Source organism: Chryseobacterium urinae (genome assembly GCF_030518295.1).
GTDB lineage: Bacteria > Bacteroidota > Bacteroidia > Flavobacteriales > Weeksellaceae > Chryseobacterium > Chryseobacterium mucoviscidosis.
Genome location: NZ_JAULSJ010000007.1, coordinates 1 through 15,380 on the forward strand (window position 1 = coordinate 1; position 15,380 = coordinate 15,380).

A 15,380-nucleotide genomic window follows, 5' to 3' on the forward strand; every position below is an offset into this window, starting at 1 on the left:
AATCATAGTTGTTAAATTTTCTTTTTCCGTTTTGTTGGTACTCTCTTTTGTGCTTTATTTGCAGAATTCTATTGAGCTGGAAAGTTGTACATTAAATCCACCGGTGATCTTTTTATTGAAATTTGAGATTAATGTAATTGCTGAAGCAGATGTGTGAGACCATTATTAAAAACTTCTTAACCGCTGAATAGAAAATTTTTCATTTAAATAATAACCATAAAAACATGTAAACGATGAGTATTGAAAATGTAGAAAATCAAATAAATAGATCAACTGTTCTTGATGAAGAAACGCAGAAAATTGAGGAAATTTTAGGAATAAAACCGGAAGATTACTTAAAATATAACTTACTTCAATATTTACATCTCAAAGACATCGATATTGAGGATTTTTCAAAGTTTTTACCATACCTTGTTAAAGTAACAAAAGTAAAACTTACCAATTGTACTATTGCCAATTTTTCCGAATTGTTAAAAATAGAGCGTTGCTCCAGTTTCACTCTGGATAATGTGACTTTCAGAAACAATGAGTGTAATGTAACCAGAGGGTTTCCTTATGAAATCCGATTTTCAAATATGACCTTTGATGCAGGTTGTTTTAACAGTTTTCATATATCGTCATCCGATAAAGGATATAAACATCTTTTTATTAATAATTGTCATATTGATAATATTCAGGAAATCAATAATATAAAAGGGCTTTATTCATTGCATCTCGACAGCATAACTTTTACTTGTAACCTGACTAAAGTAAAAGAAAAATCAATCTACATGATCCATATTTTCAACTCGAAGTTTGAAGATATTTCTTTTATACCATTTAAAAAATCAGTAACAGACATTGAGTTTAAAAACTGTAAAATCGGAAGTTTTAAAGGAATTTCAGAGTTTGAAAAACTTGAAAAAATTAAAGTGAATACCGATACGGTTGTTGAGAACAGAGAAGAATTAGAAAACCCTTTCAATAAAGAAATTATCTGTCATTTCAGTAAGGCGGAAAAACCATTTCGTTTAAAAAATGCAGTCTCACTCAGAAATTATATTAATGAATTAAGCTTTACAGATTTTAAAGTGAAAAAAATAAAGGATATTGAAAAGTTTGAAATGGTGAAATCTCTTTCATTTAATAAATCTGAATTTTATGTCGATGCTTTTCTACCTATTGCCAATCAGATTCAAAAAGTGAAGATGAGAGATTCTGAGATTAAAAAAAATAACTATTTCAGATCTTTCGTTAATTTGAAAAGTTTTGAATCACTCTGTTTCTCAAGAGAGAGTAAAGAGATAAAAAATTTCTCAAAATTACTTCTGTTAAAAGATCAGCTGACGAGTCTGGATTTTTATGAAGACGAAGAAATGGATAAAAAAGCTCCAGATTATCATATCGGACAATTTACTTCACTGGAAACCTTAAAATTGGGTTATGAAATTTCTGCGAAAACGGGAAAATCTATTATGCAGTTGAAAAAATTGAAAAAGCTGGATATTAGCATAGCAAAAACAAAGCATATTTTCGATTTGGGACATCTGAAAAAGCTGGAGTTTTTAATTTTTAATTCGAGGACAAAGTTTATCGGATTTGAAAATTTAAAACGTTTAAAATCTCTCAAGATCATTAATGATAAAAAGTTCGATCTCAGAACACTTCCCAAAATAGAATCTTTAAAAAGGCTGAATTTGTATGGAAATCACTCTAAAATGAAAGGGTTTAGCCGTTTTCCCAATTTGGAATTTCTTAGCCTTCAAGGAGCCGGTAAGGTGAATTTAAAACCTTTGAAAAAGCTAAAGGTTCTGGATTTGTATAACAGTAACATCAAAGACTTTTCTTCCTTTGCAACCATGCCATTTCTGGAAAAATTAGATTTATCGCGTATTCAGAATAATATTGACTTGAAGGAAATGTATAAGTTCCCGAATTTGAAATGGCTAGGATTTTTAGAAAATGAAGAACTGGATGATATTTCCGGTTTGGAGCCTTTAAAAAAGCTGGAGCGTCTGGATTTATATAAAACCAACGTTACAGATGTGAAAGTTCTGAACACTTTACCGAATTTAAAAGAAGTGAATTTAGCAGTAAAAAATTACAAACTAAATCTCAAAGCACAATTGGATCGTCCCGAAATAGCAGCTTATTATGCATTGCCGAGTGTTATGTTTTTTATCTGGAAAGAAGATGAATTTGGGATTTAAAAAAAATAACAATTATTCCTAATTGTTGACTAATATAAAAGTTGTTTAAACTAATTTCAGAATTAACCACAAAAGGCACAAAAGACAATGTTAAAGCAAATTTCATTAATAATCAAAGCACTCAAAACAATAAAAATCAAAGATTTTTAAAAACTATTGTGAACTTTTTCATTGATAATGATCAACTTTAAATAAAAGTTTAGTCATCTTTTGTGACTTTTGTGGTTAAATAAAGTTTAAACAGACTCATATTTTAAAAACTAAAAATGCAAAAAAAATTCGAAAAAGATACCAGTGGTGTTTTGCTTATCTGTTCTAAAAAAGGTCTTAAAAAGTATTTTGCAGACAATATATTCAGTTATAATTATCCCGACGGAATTCTTCCGCTCATCAACAATGGCTCTGTTATCGCTTTAACCACAGAAAGCAGCGAAGATGTGAAGGGTGAAGTGATGGATCTTTCTATGAATGATTTTAAAGGCTACAGACTTTACAGAGAGCAAAACTTTTTTATTGAAGAAGAAGATGAAATCTACGTTCTTTCTCATACGGAATTTACCCAGATTTGCAGTAATCATTCAGGAGATATTGATGCCTTCAGTTTTTGTAACGAAAAAATAATGATCAATAATCTCAGGGCAGGATGGGCAATTGCCTTTACACACTGCAAAATGCGCAGCAACAGTATATATTTAAGAGCCATTATTCAGCTTATTTATACAAAAGACCGTTTTCCTTATCCGGAAATATTATCTATACCAACGTTTAAAAAAACTAATATTTAAGAAACATGAAAAACAACTATTTAAGTTCAGAAGAAGCTCAAAAATTGATTGCCAGACTTTCTGAAGAAATGAACGAATTGCTTATTGAAGGACGTACCTATCATTATGAAGCGTACAGAAATCAATACGGAAGTTCGTCCAATACCGGAATTTATTTTTATGAAAATGGAGTTTTTTACAATGATTTCCATGTAGGAGAATACGATAAGGAAGAGATGAATGAACATCTGGATAAATTTCGAGATTATGATTATTCTGATCTTATTTACTTTTTTCCGGTACATTCTAAGGTGAAATTCACTTTTAAAAAAGGAGAACCCGTTAAAGCTGAAAGATACAGCATCCCAATGTTTTTGGAAGATATTAAAAAGGAAACGGAGGACAGAGCTGGAAAATACAGCGAAAATGATAATGTTTTTCTGAAAGCGGAAGCTTTGATCCATTTTAAAAAAGAAGCGGACGAAATCGGGATGTTTATAGATTCCACATATCATTACAACGATAAAATGAGGTCTTTCGGGCATTTTGGCGGAAGTAAAGAAGTCCTTTCTATTTATCATCAGCTGGAAAATAAAATAGATAGTCTTTTTTTTAGCTGTGAAAACGGTAATCTCAGCGTACAGTCGGATCCTGCAGTTGAAGAATACGGATTTGAACCTTTAAGAGTTTCTCAAATAGAGTTTAGTCCGGAATACGAAAAGCAAAAAAAAGCGACAACAGACAGCATAGAAATGAGGCATGAATTTTTCAGATCTCTAGGGAAATTGGATGAACGGATTATTTATCTGCGAGTGGGCGGTTTTAGAGATCATTCATGGCCTGGAGGAAGCTCTTACCACAATTCATGCAAAATGAGGGTTATTTATGCACCGGAATCTACGATATTGATTACAGACGGGCTTTCAGATCCTTACGAAAACTTTTATTATGGTCAAAATTCTCAGTATAACGGAATCGGAGCCGAATTTTACATGGAATTTCACGGTAATATACCGTACGAAATCATTCATAAGCATTTTGCTGTTGCCCTCGTAAACAGTACTTCTCAAATTGCAATCGGGCATGGTGATTTTAAAGCATTAATGGAGAAATTCGGTGAAACATCTCTGGAATTTACCGAAGACAATATTGAACTCTGGGTAAACAGAGAAAATGAAGCCAATCATAATGCATTAAGCTTTATTACTTCAAAAGATTTTATGAAAAATGAAAGCTTTGGTGTTTTGCTGGGTATGCAGTCAAATACCGTTCCTCAGAAATTAAAGCTGAATTTAGAAGAGATTTTGTTGATTTCCGTAAAACCTTTTGAAAACAAATGGCTGAAAACAACAAAAATAAGAAGTAAAAACAATGAGGTTGCAAAGGCAGCAAGAGAAGAAATCATGCAGACGTGGAAAGAAAGCGGAGAAATGAATCTTGTGCCGCTAACGTATCAGAAAGAATACATCAAAACGTCGCCGGATTCGGAAGGAATGAAGCTGGTTCCTTTGTTTCCTTTTTAAAAAAACAATAAACCATTGTAAGCCCGCTCTGATTTTTTGGACGGGGCTTCCTTGTAATTTCAGATACATAATAAAATATGGCGAATCAAATTAACGAAGAACTTAATAAAAAGATTGATGAGGTTTTAGCTTCGGTAGAAGAACAGGATGAAAGAAAACTGTATGATATTTTTAAATACTTGTGTGATAGTAAGTTTGAAACAAAACTTTCTCCAAAGACCATCGGTCAGGTTATTAATACGGTTCAATATGGTTTGAGGCGTGATTACGGAATGTTCAGACCCTATAGATCCATCTATATTCTGATTGGTGAACTTGCTCCTTTTCATTCTGAAGAAATTGCTTCCATTCAGGATGATATTACAAATTACCTGAATGATGATATTTTTGATTACGAAGACTATACTTCTGTGCTGTACTTTTTCCGTGAAGCTTGGAAAGATTTGGAACCGGTATGGAGTGTAGAAAATAAAGCAGCCATTATTGAAAATCTTATTGATGTTATTGAAGATGAATATGAATCGGATGGTTATTTTGATGCTTTTATTGCCGATAATGTTTTACGTGCTCTAATAGTTATCGGAAAAGATGATCCAAAAGCGCAGAAAACGATAAAATGGGTTGAAAAAGTTTTGGAAGAAGATGATCGATTTGAGGATGAAGACGACGAAGAAAATGAATGAGAAACTTTCCATTTTGGTTCAAAATAATAAACGGAATAAAAGTCAATTGTATTTTATGAAAAGTATACTCTTGATCCCAAAAACCTGAATGCTTTTAGCTAAAGACACATAATTTTAGAAACATCACTCACATCACTGAATTAAAAAAACAAACAAAATGTACATCCGCCTGAACAGTGAAAAAATGAGAAAAGTGTACAGAGATACCCTTAATTTAGCAATACAGAAAACGGAGGAACTAATGAAGTTATTTCCTGAAATTTCCATGTATCATTCCATCTATAATCAATTACTTGATATCGATGAAAAAATAGTAAAGAATGACATTGTTTTTTCTGAAAACGAATTATACAAAAGGTATTCTTTAGGACATTTGGCGGTGAAAAACTTCGATTACGAAAATGATGAATATGCAAAATTGTTAATTGATATCTTCGGAGGAGCATTTGATTATCATGTATCATCCGAAAGTTTCAGGCAACTCCTGTTTGATGGAGATGAAAGAGAATGTGTAAACAAAGTATTTGAGGTTAATCATCAGAAAATCAGGCTTATTGATTTTTATGACCATCCGTTAAAAGAACTGAAAAAAGAAATAGATCATGAAAGTTTTGATCTGATGGTGGAAGAAAACAGCTTTAAACAGATCAATAATATTATTGAAAAATATATTTCTGAAAAAGGATTGGAAATATATTATCTGAAGAAAAATGATCTGATTTATTTATTTTCCTACGGCGAATATCAACCCGGAAGATATATGCTTTTTTTAGAAGACATCAGGATTTGGAACTCTTAAAATTACGGACATTTTAACTGAAGTAAATTATTTAATTAAAAAGAATTGGAAAACGAAATATATGATACGCTGTACTATTACAGCGAATATGGCGAAGAAGGTTATGATCTTACAGAAGTACAGCTCATCGGCAAAACCGACGAAAACCGTGTTGAAAAACTGAAATATTTGCTTCAACATAAAAATCCCTACATTTCTTATCAGGCAATGCTTATTTTGGTTGCTTGGGCAATTCCGGAAGGATTTGTACAGCTTGACCGTTTCATTTCTGAAAAATGGGATGAAAAACACAACTTTGAACCTCACAGAATTTATAATGAAGATAATGTGTATGATGTTATCGTGGATGCATTATACATTTCGACATTTAATGGAAAAGAAGAACAGAAGTTATATCCTTATGTAAAACATTTCTTAAGCATTTACGGGGATAGGTTTTTCGAATCCTGTCTGAAAGATTTTCTGTTGAAAAAAGACTGCAGACCACTGCTGAAAGAAATTGAAGAGGCGACGAAAAGTGCTTTGAAAAATGAAAAATACTATCAGGCAAGTCAGCTTTTTCCGGTTATCGTTCATTACGATAAACACAGGTTTGAGGAATATTTTGAGGTCTTCAGTTCCTTATTAAAAGATGATAAGAGAATTGGATACAATATTGAAGAGGCTGAAAAAATCAGATCATAAATAGTTATAGTTGATAGGAAAACTTGTATTTTAATGTTTTAAGCCCGATAAAAAATAATCATGAAAAACCTTTTAGAAAAAAAAGACTGGTATTATTATATTTATGAAAACGGCGACACCATTGAATTGTCTGTTCCGATTTCTGCTCCGGCACCGGGTTTTGATGCAATCCATACGCTGACTGATCCTGAAAAAAAGGAATATCTTACAAAAGGAATTACAGCTCTCGAAGACCGAATAAAAGACATGGAAATGAATTTTACTAAGTATGTTTTGAATTCTTGGAGGTAATTTTTAGGATTATATAATTTCAGTTTTTCTTCTGAAATTCCTGTGGTATTTCATTTTCAATAAAAACTTCCTATATTTCGAAGAATTTAAAAATTTAAAAAACCATGAAAAAAACACTATTCGTTTGTGCGGTTTTGTTTAACTTATCACTTTTAAGCGCACAAACCATAGAATCGGGAAGCCGCAGTACAGCAGGATACATCAAAAGCAACGGAACCATTGAAAACAGCAGCCATTCCACAGTAGGTTATATTACAAGCAACGGAACCATTGAAAACAGCAGCCATTCTACCATCGGGTATATTAAAAGTGACGGTACCATACAGAACAAAAGCGGTTCTACAGTAGGCTACGTAAAAAAGGACGGAACCGTGGAAAACAGCAGCCACTCAACCATTGGTTATATTAAAGATAATGGAACGGTAGAAAACGGCAGTCATTCCACCATCGGTTATGCAAGCGGAATTAAAAAAGAATGGGCGGCAGTTGCATTTTTCTTTTTCAAACTAAATTAATAAGCACAGTTCAGTTAAACTTTACATCAGTTTAAGCAGATAAAAACAAATACTCCGGACAATTACTGTTCGGAGTATTCTTTTTATTAAGGGTAAATAAGGGCGAAATAATAATTTTTACATCAAAATTTGGTTTTATGAATTTTCCATGTCTTTGATATTCTTTTTCCACGTAAGGAAAAGATTCAGCACTTTAATAATTTTAAAGATGAAAATAAAGACAAAGAATGAAATAAGCGTTGTATAAATAGAGTAGTTCGGGAAAAACACATACTGAACAATAAAGGTTACAATATTCAGTGCTACAAAAGTTAAGGTAATTCTTTTGTGAGACAGTCCCAACTGTAAAAGATGATGATGAATGTGCGATTTATCCGCCTTGAATGGCGATTTTCCCCGCGAAATTCTGTCAGCATACACTCTCACAGAATCAATTACAGGAATCGTGAATACAAAAAGAATAAAGAAAATACCGTAAGGAAACTCTTCCGAACCTCTGTCGAATTTCGTAATGTAAATTCCCAGACAGATCAACAAATATCCCAGAAATAAAGAACCCGAATTTCCCAGAAAAATTTTATTCTTCAAAGAAAAATTATACCGTAAAAAAGCAGCAATACTTCCCACGAAAAGCAGTCCTATTCTTGCCAGTCCGAAATGTCCTTCAATTAAAGCAATAACGAAAAACAAAGCAAAACCTACTCCTGCAACACTTCCTGCCAAACCGTCAATTCCGTCAATCAGATTAAAAGCATTTACAGCCGTTGTAATGATTAGTACCGTAAGAATATACTGAAAATAAACATTCATTTCATGGATTCCGAAAAGTCCGTAAAGAGACGTAATCCGGATGCCTGAAGTAGCAATAATCACGCTCACACAAATCTGGATTCCCAACTTGTAGATCGCTCTGATGTCTGTTTTATCATCCAGCGTTCCCACAAAAAGCATAATGTAGGAAGTAATGATGATCGGAAGAATATCTTTCCAGCTTTTGTCATCAGAAATCCATAAAAGCAAAAAAACAACAAGCCCGATCACAAGACCTCCGATCAGCGGAATAGCAGTCTGGTGCACTTTTCTTGCATTGGGAACATCTACCAGCTTAATTTTCTGGGCAATCATTCTCATGAGCGGAATGACGCACATCGAAAGGATGAATGCAAGAATTCCGTACATAGAAAGTTCTACAAAGTTTTTCATAGCCTCGTTTTTTAGCAGTTTATTTAGAGTTATTGAATAGTTTGATGTGCTTAAGATGCTCTACATTGTACTTTTTCAGAATTGCCTCATCAATTTCAGAGATTCTGGGCATAACATTGGTTTTCTTGCTGATAGTAAAGGTTTCTTCGATAAGCTGACTGTATTTTTTAGCGATTCTTTTCCAGGTATATCTTCTTTCCGCAATTTTCTTCATTGTTCCGGCGCAGACTTCAAGATCTTCTTTGCTTACCTTCTCCAGAATACTTTTAAGTTCATTTTCATCCGAAAAATAAAAAGCCTGATTCTCGGTTGTCGTTCTGTTGTAAGAAACACCGTTGCTGATGATTGGCAGGCCTAAAAACATAGCTTCCACAAGCGAAGGATTGGTTCCTCCCGCAGAATGCCCGTGAATGTAAAGAGAAGCATTTCCGCGGATCAGATCAATGGTTTCCTGTTCATAGATAGGATCAAGAAGAATAATGTTTTTAAATCCTGAATACTCTTCTTTCAGATTTGCTCCGTATTCGCTGTTGTTCCAGTTTCCTACCAAAACCAACTTGCGCTCAGGAAGCGTGCTGAATACTTTTAAAATCGTATGGACATGATTTTCAGGTTCAATTCTGCATACTTTTACCGCATATTCTTCATTTAGGAAAGGATATTTTTCAAGATTTTCGGCAGACGGGACACGGTTTATTTTCGTATGATCCGCTCCGTATTCAATAACGCGGCTTATTGTTTTATAGCGTACAGAAGTATAATCCTGAATAGATTCGTTATCCGAAATATCAATATGAGAAAACTTTACCGCCAGTTTTTCTGCCCACCAAAGATATAATTTTGCAGGAACAGACCATTTATCTCTTTTCCATTCAATTCCGTCGATGGAAATAATAATTCTTTTATTGGTGAATAATTTAACTAATGGTAAAAGCCACGCTCCGGCAACGCCTAAAATCAGAAGAACATCACTTCGGAATAATGCATGAAAAATAGACCATGTATCGTAAGGAATACTCTGGATTCCGTTGGCGTCTAAAGGAAGATACTTCAGTTTTGCCCCTTTCCAGCTTTCGATTCTCTCTTCCTTACTGTATTTTTTTGAAGAGCAATATACCGTAAAATCGTAGGTATCGGAAAGTTCTTCCACAAGATGAGCCGTTAAGGTTTCAAAGCCTCCGTATTTTGCAGGCAGACCTACCGTTCCTATAATTGCTACTTTTGTCTTCATAATTATTTTATTTTAACATATTATGACCATTTATGTTCCAAATTGTGTAAAATAATGTAACGTAATGAAAATGTGTTAATTATAATTTATTAGAAGTGTGCCGGATTTCCATAATCTGGAAAATGGATTATAAATTGGAAATTATATCCAGAGATTTTCTCTCAAAATACGCCTCGGAAAACAGAAGACTTTTCTCGTAAGAAGCCTCACTGAAGGATTTATAGACCGATGGATCCTTCAAAATGTAGTTTAATTTTTCAGAAAGTTCATTTGTGTGTTTAGAATCGATTAAAAAACCGTTTTTATTATCTTCAACCAGTTCTGTAACGCCTCCTACAGGCGCGACGATCGCAGGTAAGCCGTAACGCATTCCTTCCAGAATCGTAAGTCCGAATGTTTCCACCCAAAGATCAGGATGAGACAGATTAAGAATCACGCTGGCTTCCTGATAAAAAGGATGCGTATCCGTTTGGGTAGGATAAATAATAAGCTGTTTCGGAATTTCCTTCCCTTTAAAATATTCCTGAATTTCCTTTTCCGTCGCATTCACCACAAGTTTGAAAGTGTAAGAAGGATTTTTTTTGGCTAATTCCAGAAATTCGTCAACTCCTTTGTAAACTTTTAAAGAACAGATCATTAAAACCACAGGAATTTCTTTTTCCACATTTCGGAAACGGTCTGCTTTTTCGGCAAAATCGCTTTCCAGAACATTGTACAGCAATTCCTGATTGTTAATTAAAGATTCCTGTTTCAGAAGATATTCCGAAACAAAAACAATTTTATCGGCAGTCATTTTTGCTGTTCCGAAAAGAAAATTTTTAAATAGTTTCGGCTTTACCGAAGTTTCGTGAATATGATAAATAATTTTACAGCCTCTCAGTTTTCCTGCAATTGCCGCCCCGAAAGGCAAAACCGTGTTGATGTAAACAAGATCACTTTTTTTCAGGAAAAACAGCAATTTGATCATCAGAAAAAACTGACTCAGAAAGAAATTAACAATTCTTATCAGCGCATTGGATGAAAAGCGATACCAGAACAGATGATTTTTTACCTTGGGAATATCAGATAAAAATCCTTTTCTTCCGCCTGAAGTAAAAAGATGCGCATCCATCCCGTTTTTTGTCCAGGATTTCAGAAGCTGCATCAGAACTTTCGGGCTTCCGCTGTAATCATTCAGAAGATGAACAGAGACAATTCTTTTCATGGCTAAATTTGGTTATAGATTGTATTGAGATGATCGCCTCTTTTTTCCCAGGAAAATCGGTCAAGATAATGCTTTCTGGCTTCAATGCTCATTTTTTGCTGAAGATCTTTGTCTGAAAATAATTTCATCAAAGCATCGCTCAATTCCGTTACCGTTTGATCATATTCCTGCTGTGGAATAGTAAAACCGCATTTTTCGGTAATAAATTCTCCGGGACCTTCATTTTGAAGACAGACAACCGGAAGTCCGAAAGAAAGTGCTTCCGGAACTACCATTCCTGCTCCTTCATGAGACGGAAAAAGAAAAACTGAAGCTTGTTCATACATTTTCATCAGTTCTCTGCGGTCGATCCATTCAATGATTTCAATATAATTTTCAGTATTATTTTGCTGAATTATATCTTTGTAAAACTGCTTTTGTTCGCCGGTTCCCACCAAAATTAACTTGCATTTCGATTTTTCTTCTTCAGAAAGCCGACTGATAAACTGAATGAATGAACGAATCGTGAGATCAAAACCTTTTAACGGAACAAATCTTCCTACGCTGATCACGGCGAAATCCGATTTTACCGCCACTTCATCTTTTTGATAAAAATCTTCCGAAGCAACCGAAGGATAAAGCGAATACTGATCTTTTTTAACTTTAAGTTTATCCGGAACACCGCTGTTCATGCACCAGATGTGATTAGAATGCTTCACGGTTTTTTTCAAGGAAGGCGAAAGTTTCCAGAAAAAGTTTTTTACCATCCAAGTTAAACGGTCTTTAAGGAAATATTTTTGGGAATAATCTTTCAGATATTGTTTAGGAATGAGAGGGTGATGTCCTACAGGTCCCCAAACCAAAGGCTTTTTTAATTTCCATAAAAAACTTGGCGTCCAGTCGTTATGAAAATTCACATTGTGGGCAATGTCAAAATCCACCTTCTGTTTTTTTACAAATGAAACAATGCCTCGTTGCCATAGATAATAATACAGAAGCGCACCGCGACTTCCTTTTTTCCAGAAACGCATCCAGTAAGGAAGATCAAAATAAAGGAAATTCACGTTCTGATACAACGGATCTGGATTTTCCTTCATGTATTTTTCAATATGTGTTTTATTGTTTTCTCTCGTTACTACAAAAACTTTACGGAATCTGGCGATCTGATACACAAAATTCCATCCCATCGCATCTTCCGATCCTTTATACGGATTGATGGCGTAGCACGTTGCGAGTATCGTCTGATTGGTTTTCATGGGTTCTTGTTTTTAAAAGTTTAGCGGGAACTCCGCCGATGATGCTGTTGTCCGGAAAAGATTTCGTAATCACACTTCCTGCAGCCAGAATACATCCGTCTCCGATTTCCACACCGTCCAGAATCGTTACTTTACTTCCGATCCAGCAGTTTTTCCCGATTTTTATTCCTTTTCTGTTAACGCCCTGAAGCCGGATTGACGTTTCAGGATCTTCATAATTATGATTTTCGGGGTGACAGCTCAGATATTGTCCTACAATGCATTCGTCTCCGATTTCCAGACCTCCAGAACCGCCGAGATAAGCAAATTCTCCGATCCCTACATTGTTTCCTATTTTAATTTTTTCTCCGATATTGTTAAAAGAGGTGGAAACAATCACTCTGCTGAAAGCGCCTATCGATACATTGTCTCCAAATTCAATTCCGTGTTTTGCAAGGGCAGAAACATACACATCATTTCCCAGACGCAGAAACTTTCCCCATTTTATTTTAGAAACATTAAAGAAACTTACTCTTTTGCCTAAAAGCATTCCTTTGGGATTTCTGAAAGTGAGAAGCATCCTGAAACCTCTGATGATGCTCCAGAGCTGGATCCAGATAAACTGCAGAACCGCTCCGGAGTTCAGATCATCATCTATAGTAAAGTAGGGACTTCTTAGTTTTATGATTTTTACGACAAGCTTTTTCATCTCTCTGTGATTATTGTGTGCATGATCGTTCCTAATGTCACATCAAGATCATTGTTTTCGATTGCTAAGTACTTCACTCTCTGGTTCTTTCTTTCCAGTTTAGAGAAAAGGGAACTGTACTCTGAAGTAAGGTCGCAAATCGAATGATACGAAAGTTCTTTTTTTCTGCTAAGTATTTTTTCAGGCGCGGCGTACAGGAAGAAGTTGAACTCCGGCTTCATCAGGAAATGATATCCTGTCTCCGTTACGGATTTCGGAAGCTGAATGTTACTTCTTCTTGCATCGGCAATAAAATCGAAATAATACCTGTCGTATAAAACTATTTTTCCCCTCAAAACATATTTTGTGTAAATAACAAACTGTCCTAAAATATAATCTGTATAATAATATCCGAATCGTAATAAGGAAGAAAGGGAGTTTTTGTTGTTTCCCTGTCTGGGTAAAGAATTCACCGCGTCCTCATGTGCTTTTTCCTTTCCTTTGGTCCATACACTCAGGATCGGAAGTAGGGAAGGTCTGTGTCTCAGAACTTTTACAGGTCTTCTGTAACGTTTTTCAATAAGTTCGGAAACTTCCGAGATCACGGTAGATTTTCCGGCTCCGTCTACACCGCTGAATGTGATGATGAATCCTTTTTCTGCAAACGAATCTTTTAAATAATGAACAATATTTTTAAAATAACTGAATCCTCTGTTTTCGTTTTTCATTTTCAGGGTTTTAATGGTAAGTTCTCTGTCGGTTATTTTGTTTGATTTTAAATGTTCTGAAACAAATTTCTCATACGTTTCAGGAATTTCTGCATCGTTCAGGCTGTAAAACAGATCAATAAATCGGGCAGTGTCTTTTTCTGAAACTTTATAAACGCCAAATCTGTTTTTTCTTCTGTTTTCAATGATTTTTGAAACCTCCATGATTTGTATATGCTTCCATTTTACCTGATGAATAAGATCCAGATTAAGAATCTCGTTTTGAAGCGTAACGATTCTTACCGTCTGCATAAAAGATTTCTTCACCGTTGAAACTTTCTGTACGAGACTGTGTCCGGATAAATAATTGACTAATTTCTGCGCGTTTTCAGAGGAAATAATCAGATCAATATCAGAATTCAGTTTCAGCTTTTCCGGTTCTTCATTGTGAAATTTCAAAGCCGCATAATCGGTATGGTAAAGCGCATCAAAAGTATCTAAAATGACCAGTTCTCTTTCGGTAGAGTAGTCTTTAAGAATGACATTTAAAGCTTCATTCCATGTTTGTAACAGCCAGTGAATCTGAAGATGCCATTCTTCCTGTGCTGCATAAATGGTAAGGTAAGACAACGTGTTTGTCAGAAGATAGTATTTCAGATACTTCTGAAGGTCTTCTTTGCTGAACCGGAAGGTAATTTTATTTTTCTCTTCAATTTCTGTATAAATTTCTTTCCAGCTTTTTCTCTGGATTAAAATTCCGTTCTGAATGATAAAATGAAAGAAATCGAACGCTTTCGGTTTTTCTGTGGAAGACAGTTCCCAGTCGTAAACAGCAAGCTTTTCATTCTTTACGTAGCAGTTCCATGAGGTGAAATCTCCGTGTGAAAAGGCAACATCGATGTTTTCGTCTTCGTTGGTGTGTCTCAGGATTGCTTTTATCTTTCGGAGGATGTTTTTCGGAATTCTCTCATCTTCAATGTTTAAAAACTGTTCTTTTACACTTTGAAAATACTTCCATTCCGAGATTTTTACGCTTCTTTCATGGTGTACGGAAATCATTTTCAAAGCTTCCGCATGAATTTTCGTAAAAGAATTTTCACGCGTTCCGCCTTTTGAAATATCAGATAATTTAAGAATGTTTTCGTTAATCATGGAAGCTTCCGGAACCTGCAATACATTGCCTGAAATAATTTTTCTAAGGTTTTTACTTTCTGTGGCAATCAGTTTTTTGGCAGAATCTGTTTCTGCGATCTTGTAAAAACATCCTCCGCTGAACAGAAGTGCCTTATTGTTGGGACCAACAGTTCCTGTAAAAATAGCCCAGTCATTTTCGATATTAAAAACCGGCTCACTGTTTTTTACATAATAAAGAACCTCTTTCTTAAAAACAATTTTCTGTAAACGCAGCGCAAAAACCGTTTTTACCAACACCTCGAAAAGTTTTGCTTTCGGTGTGGCTGCATTGTAAAATTTTAGAAATAAAGGCTTTGAGGAATCTGAGTTCCAAAACCACCTTACTGTTCCGTCAGGATTTTTAATGTACGAAAAAGAGATTTTCTTGCTGTTCTCTTCCTGTTTTGTAAACAATTTGTACCCTGTATTTCTAAATAATGTTTTCATGATGATTATTGATATACCAAAATAGTATAAAAATATCTGCCAAAAAATTAAAATAATGATAACTA

14 protein-coding genes are annotated in these 15,380 nt (G+C 34.6%); 8 read left to right on the forward strand and 6 right to left on the reverse strand.

Annotated features, from left to right (window positions below; all coding sequences use genetic code 11):
• The first annotated feature begins 233 nt into the window (after positions 1–233).
• From QWT87_RS05725 to QWT87_RS05760, 8 genes are all read left to right on the forward strand, one after another.
• Positions 234–2,189: a leucine-rich repeat domain-containing protein gene (locus tag QWT87_RS05725; protein WP_302714648.1), complete on the forward strand. Its 1,956-nt coding sequence runs from the start codon at positions 234–236 to the stop codon at positions 2,187–2,189.
• 266 nt (positions 2,190–2,455) lie between these two features.
• On the forward strand, positions 2,456–2,974 hold the full coding sequence (locus QWT87_RS05730) for a hypothetical protein (protein ID WP_302714650.1): 519 nt from the start codon (positions 2,456–2,458) through the stop codon (positions 2,972–2,974).
• A gap of 5 nt (positions 2,975–2,979) precedes the next feature.
• Positions 2,980–4,476: a hypothetical protein gene (locus tag QWT87_RS05735; protein WP_302714652.1), complete on the forward strand. Its 1,497-nt coding sequence runs from the start codon at positions 2,980–2,982 to the stop codon at positions 4,474–4,476.
• 77 nt (positions 4,477–4,553) lie between these two features.
• Entirely contained in the window at positions 4,554–5,159 is a 606-nt protein-coding gene (locus QWT87_RS05740) for a hypothetical protein (protein ID WP_302714654.1), read from the forward strand.
• A gap of 157 nt (positions 5,160–5,316) precedes the next feature.
• Entirely contained in the window at positions 5,317–5,958 is a 642-nt protein-coding gene (locus QWT87_RS05745; RefSeq protein WP_185205671.1) for an immunity protein Tsi6 family protein, read from the forward strand.
• 45 nt (positions 5,959–6,003) lie between these two features.
• Positions 6,004–6,642 (forward strand): hypothetical protein, encoded by a 639-nt coding sequence (locus tag QWT87_RS05750; protein ID WP_302714658.1) that lies wholly within the window; start codon positions 6,004–6,006, stop codon positions 6,640–6,642.
• A gap of 60 nt (positions 6,643–6,702) precedes the next feature.
• Positions 6,703–6,933 (forward strand): hypothetical protein, encoded by a 231-nt coding sequence (locus tag QWT87_RS05755; RefSeq protein WP_087709710.1) that lies wholly within the window; start codon positions 6,703–6,705, stop codon positions 6,931–6,933.
• Between the two features lie 104 nt (positions 6,934–7,037).
• Entirely contained in the window at positions 7,038–7,448 is a 411-nt protein-coding gene (locus tag QWT87_RS05760; protein ID WP_087709721.1) for a 5-fold beta-flower protein, read from the forward strand.
• A gap of 135 nt (positions 7,449–7,583) precedes the next feature.
• Here the strand turns inward: QWT87_RS05760 and QWT87_RS05765 are convergent, their stop codons facing one another.
• From QWT87_RS05765 to QWT87_RS05790, 6 genes are all read right to left on the reverse strand, one after another.
• Entirely contained in the window at positions 7,584–8,651 is a 1,068-nt protein-coding gene (locus QWT87_RS05765) for a glycosyltransferase family 4 protein (protein ID WP_302714662.1), read from the reverse strand.
• 19 nt (positions 8,652–8,670) lie between these two features.
• Positions 8,671–9,882 (reverse strand): DUF1972 domain-containing protein, encoded by a 1,212-nt coding sequence (locus QWT87_RS05770; protein ID WP_302714664.1) that lies wholly within the window; start codon positions 9,880–9,882, stop codon positions 8,671–8,673.
• 127 nt (positions 9,883–10,009) lie between these two features.
• Complete coding sequence (locus tag QWT87_RS05775) at positions 10,010–11,086, reverse strand: glycosyltransferase family 4 protein (protein WP_302714666.1); 1,077 nt, start codon at positions 11,084–11,086, stop codon at positions 10,010–10,012.
• 2 nt (positions 11,087–11,088) lie between these two features.
• Positions 11,089–12,321, reverse strand: coding sequence for a glycosyltransferase (locus tag QWT87_RS05780; protein ID WP_302714668.1), 1,233 nt, complete (start codon positions 12,319–12,321; stop codon positions 11,089–11,091).
• Positions 12,269–13,009, reverse strand: coding sequence for an acyltransferase (locus tag QWT87_RS05785; RefSeq protein ID WP_302714670.1), 741 nt, complete (start codon positions 13,007–13,009; stop codon positions 12,269–12,271). The genes QWT87_RS05780 and QWT87_RS05785 overlap by 53 nt, the downstream gene beginning before the upstream one ends.
• A complete protein-coding gene (locus tag QWT87_RS05790) occupies positions 13,006–15,315 on the reverse strand; it encodes a nucleoside/nucleotide kinase family protein (protein WP_302714672.1) in 2,310 nt (769 codons plus the stop codon). Before QWT87_RS05790 ends, QWT87_RS05785 begins: the two co-directional genes overlap by 4 nt.
• Between the last annotated feature and the right edge of the window lie 65 nt (positions 15,316–15,380).

Excerpts from the sequence above, each read along its gene's own strand:
- QWT87_RS05725 (WP_302714648.1), top strand. The coding sequence starts at position 234 with ATGAGTATTGAAAATGTAGAAAATCAAATAAATAGATCAACTGTTCTT.
- QWT87_RS05745 (WP_185205671.1), top strand. The coding sequence starts at position 5,317 with ATGTACATCCGCCTGAACAGTGAAAAAATGAGAAAAGTGTACAGAGAT.
- QWT87_RS05760 (WP_087709721.1), top strand. The coding sequence starts at position 7,038 with ATGAAAAAAACACTATTCGTTTGTGCGGTTTTGTTTAACTTATCACTT.
- QWT87_RS05735 (WP_302714652.1), top strand. The coding sequence starts at position 2,980 with ATGAAAAACAACTATTTAAGTTCAGAAGAAGCTCAAAAATTGATTGCC.
- QWT87_RS05770 (WP_302714664.1), bottom strand. The coding sequence starts at position 9,882 with ATGAAGACAAAAGTAGCAATTATAGGAACGGTAGGTCTGCCTGCAAAA.
- QWT87_RS05765 (WP_302714662.1), bottom strand. The coding sequence starts at position 8,651 with ATGAAAAACTTTGTAGAACTTTCTATGTACGGAATTCTTGCATTCATC.
- QWT87_RS05730 (WP_302714650.1), top strand. The coding sequence starts at position 2,456 with ATGCAAAAAAAATTCGAAAAAGATACCAGTGGTGTTTTGCTTATCTGT.
- QWT87_RS05775 (WP_302714666.1), bottom strand. The coding sequence starts at position 11,086 with ATGAAAAGAATTGTCTCTGTTCATCTTCTGAATGATTACAGCGGAAGC.
- QWT87_RS05780 (WP_302714668.1), bottom strand. The coding sequence starts at position 12,321 with ATGAAAACCAATCAGACGATACTCGCAACGTGCTACGCCATCAATCCG.
- QWT87_RS05740 (WP_302714654.1), top strand. The coding sequence starts at position 4,554 with ATGGCGAATCAAATTAACGAAGAACTTAATAAAAAGATTGATGAGGTT.
- QWT87_RS05790 (WP_302714672.1), bottom strand. The coding sequence starts at position 15,315 with ATGAAAACATTATTTAGAAATACAGGGTACAAATTGTTTACAAAACAG.
- QWT87_RS05755 (WP_087709710.1), top strand. The coding sequence starts at position 6,703 with ATGAAAAACCTTTTAGAAAAAAAAGACTGGTATTATTATATTTATGAA.
- QWT87_RS05785 (WP_302714670.1), bottom strand. The coding sequence starts at position 13,009 with ATGAAAAAGCTTGTCGTAAAAATCATAAAACTAAGAAGTCCCTACTTT.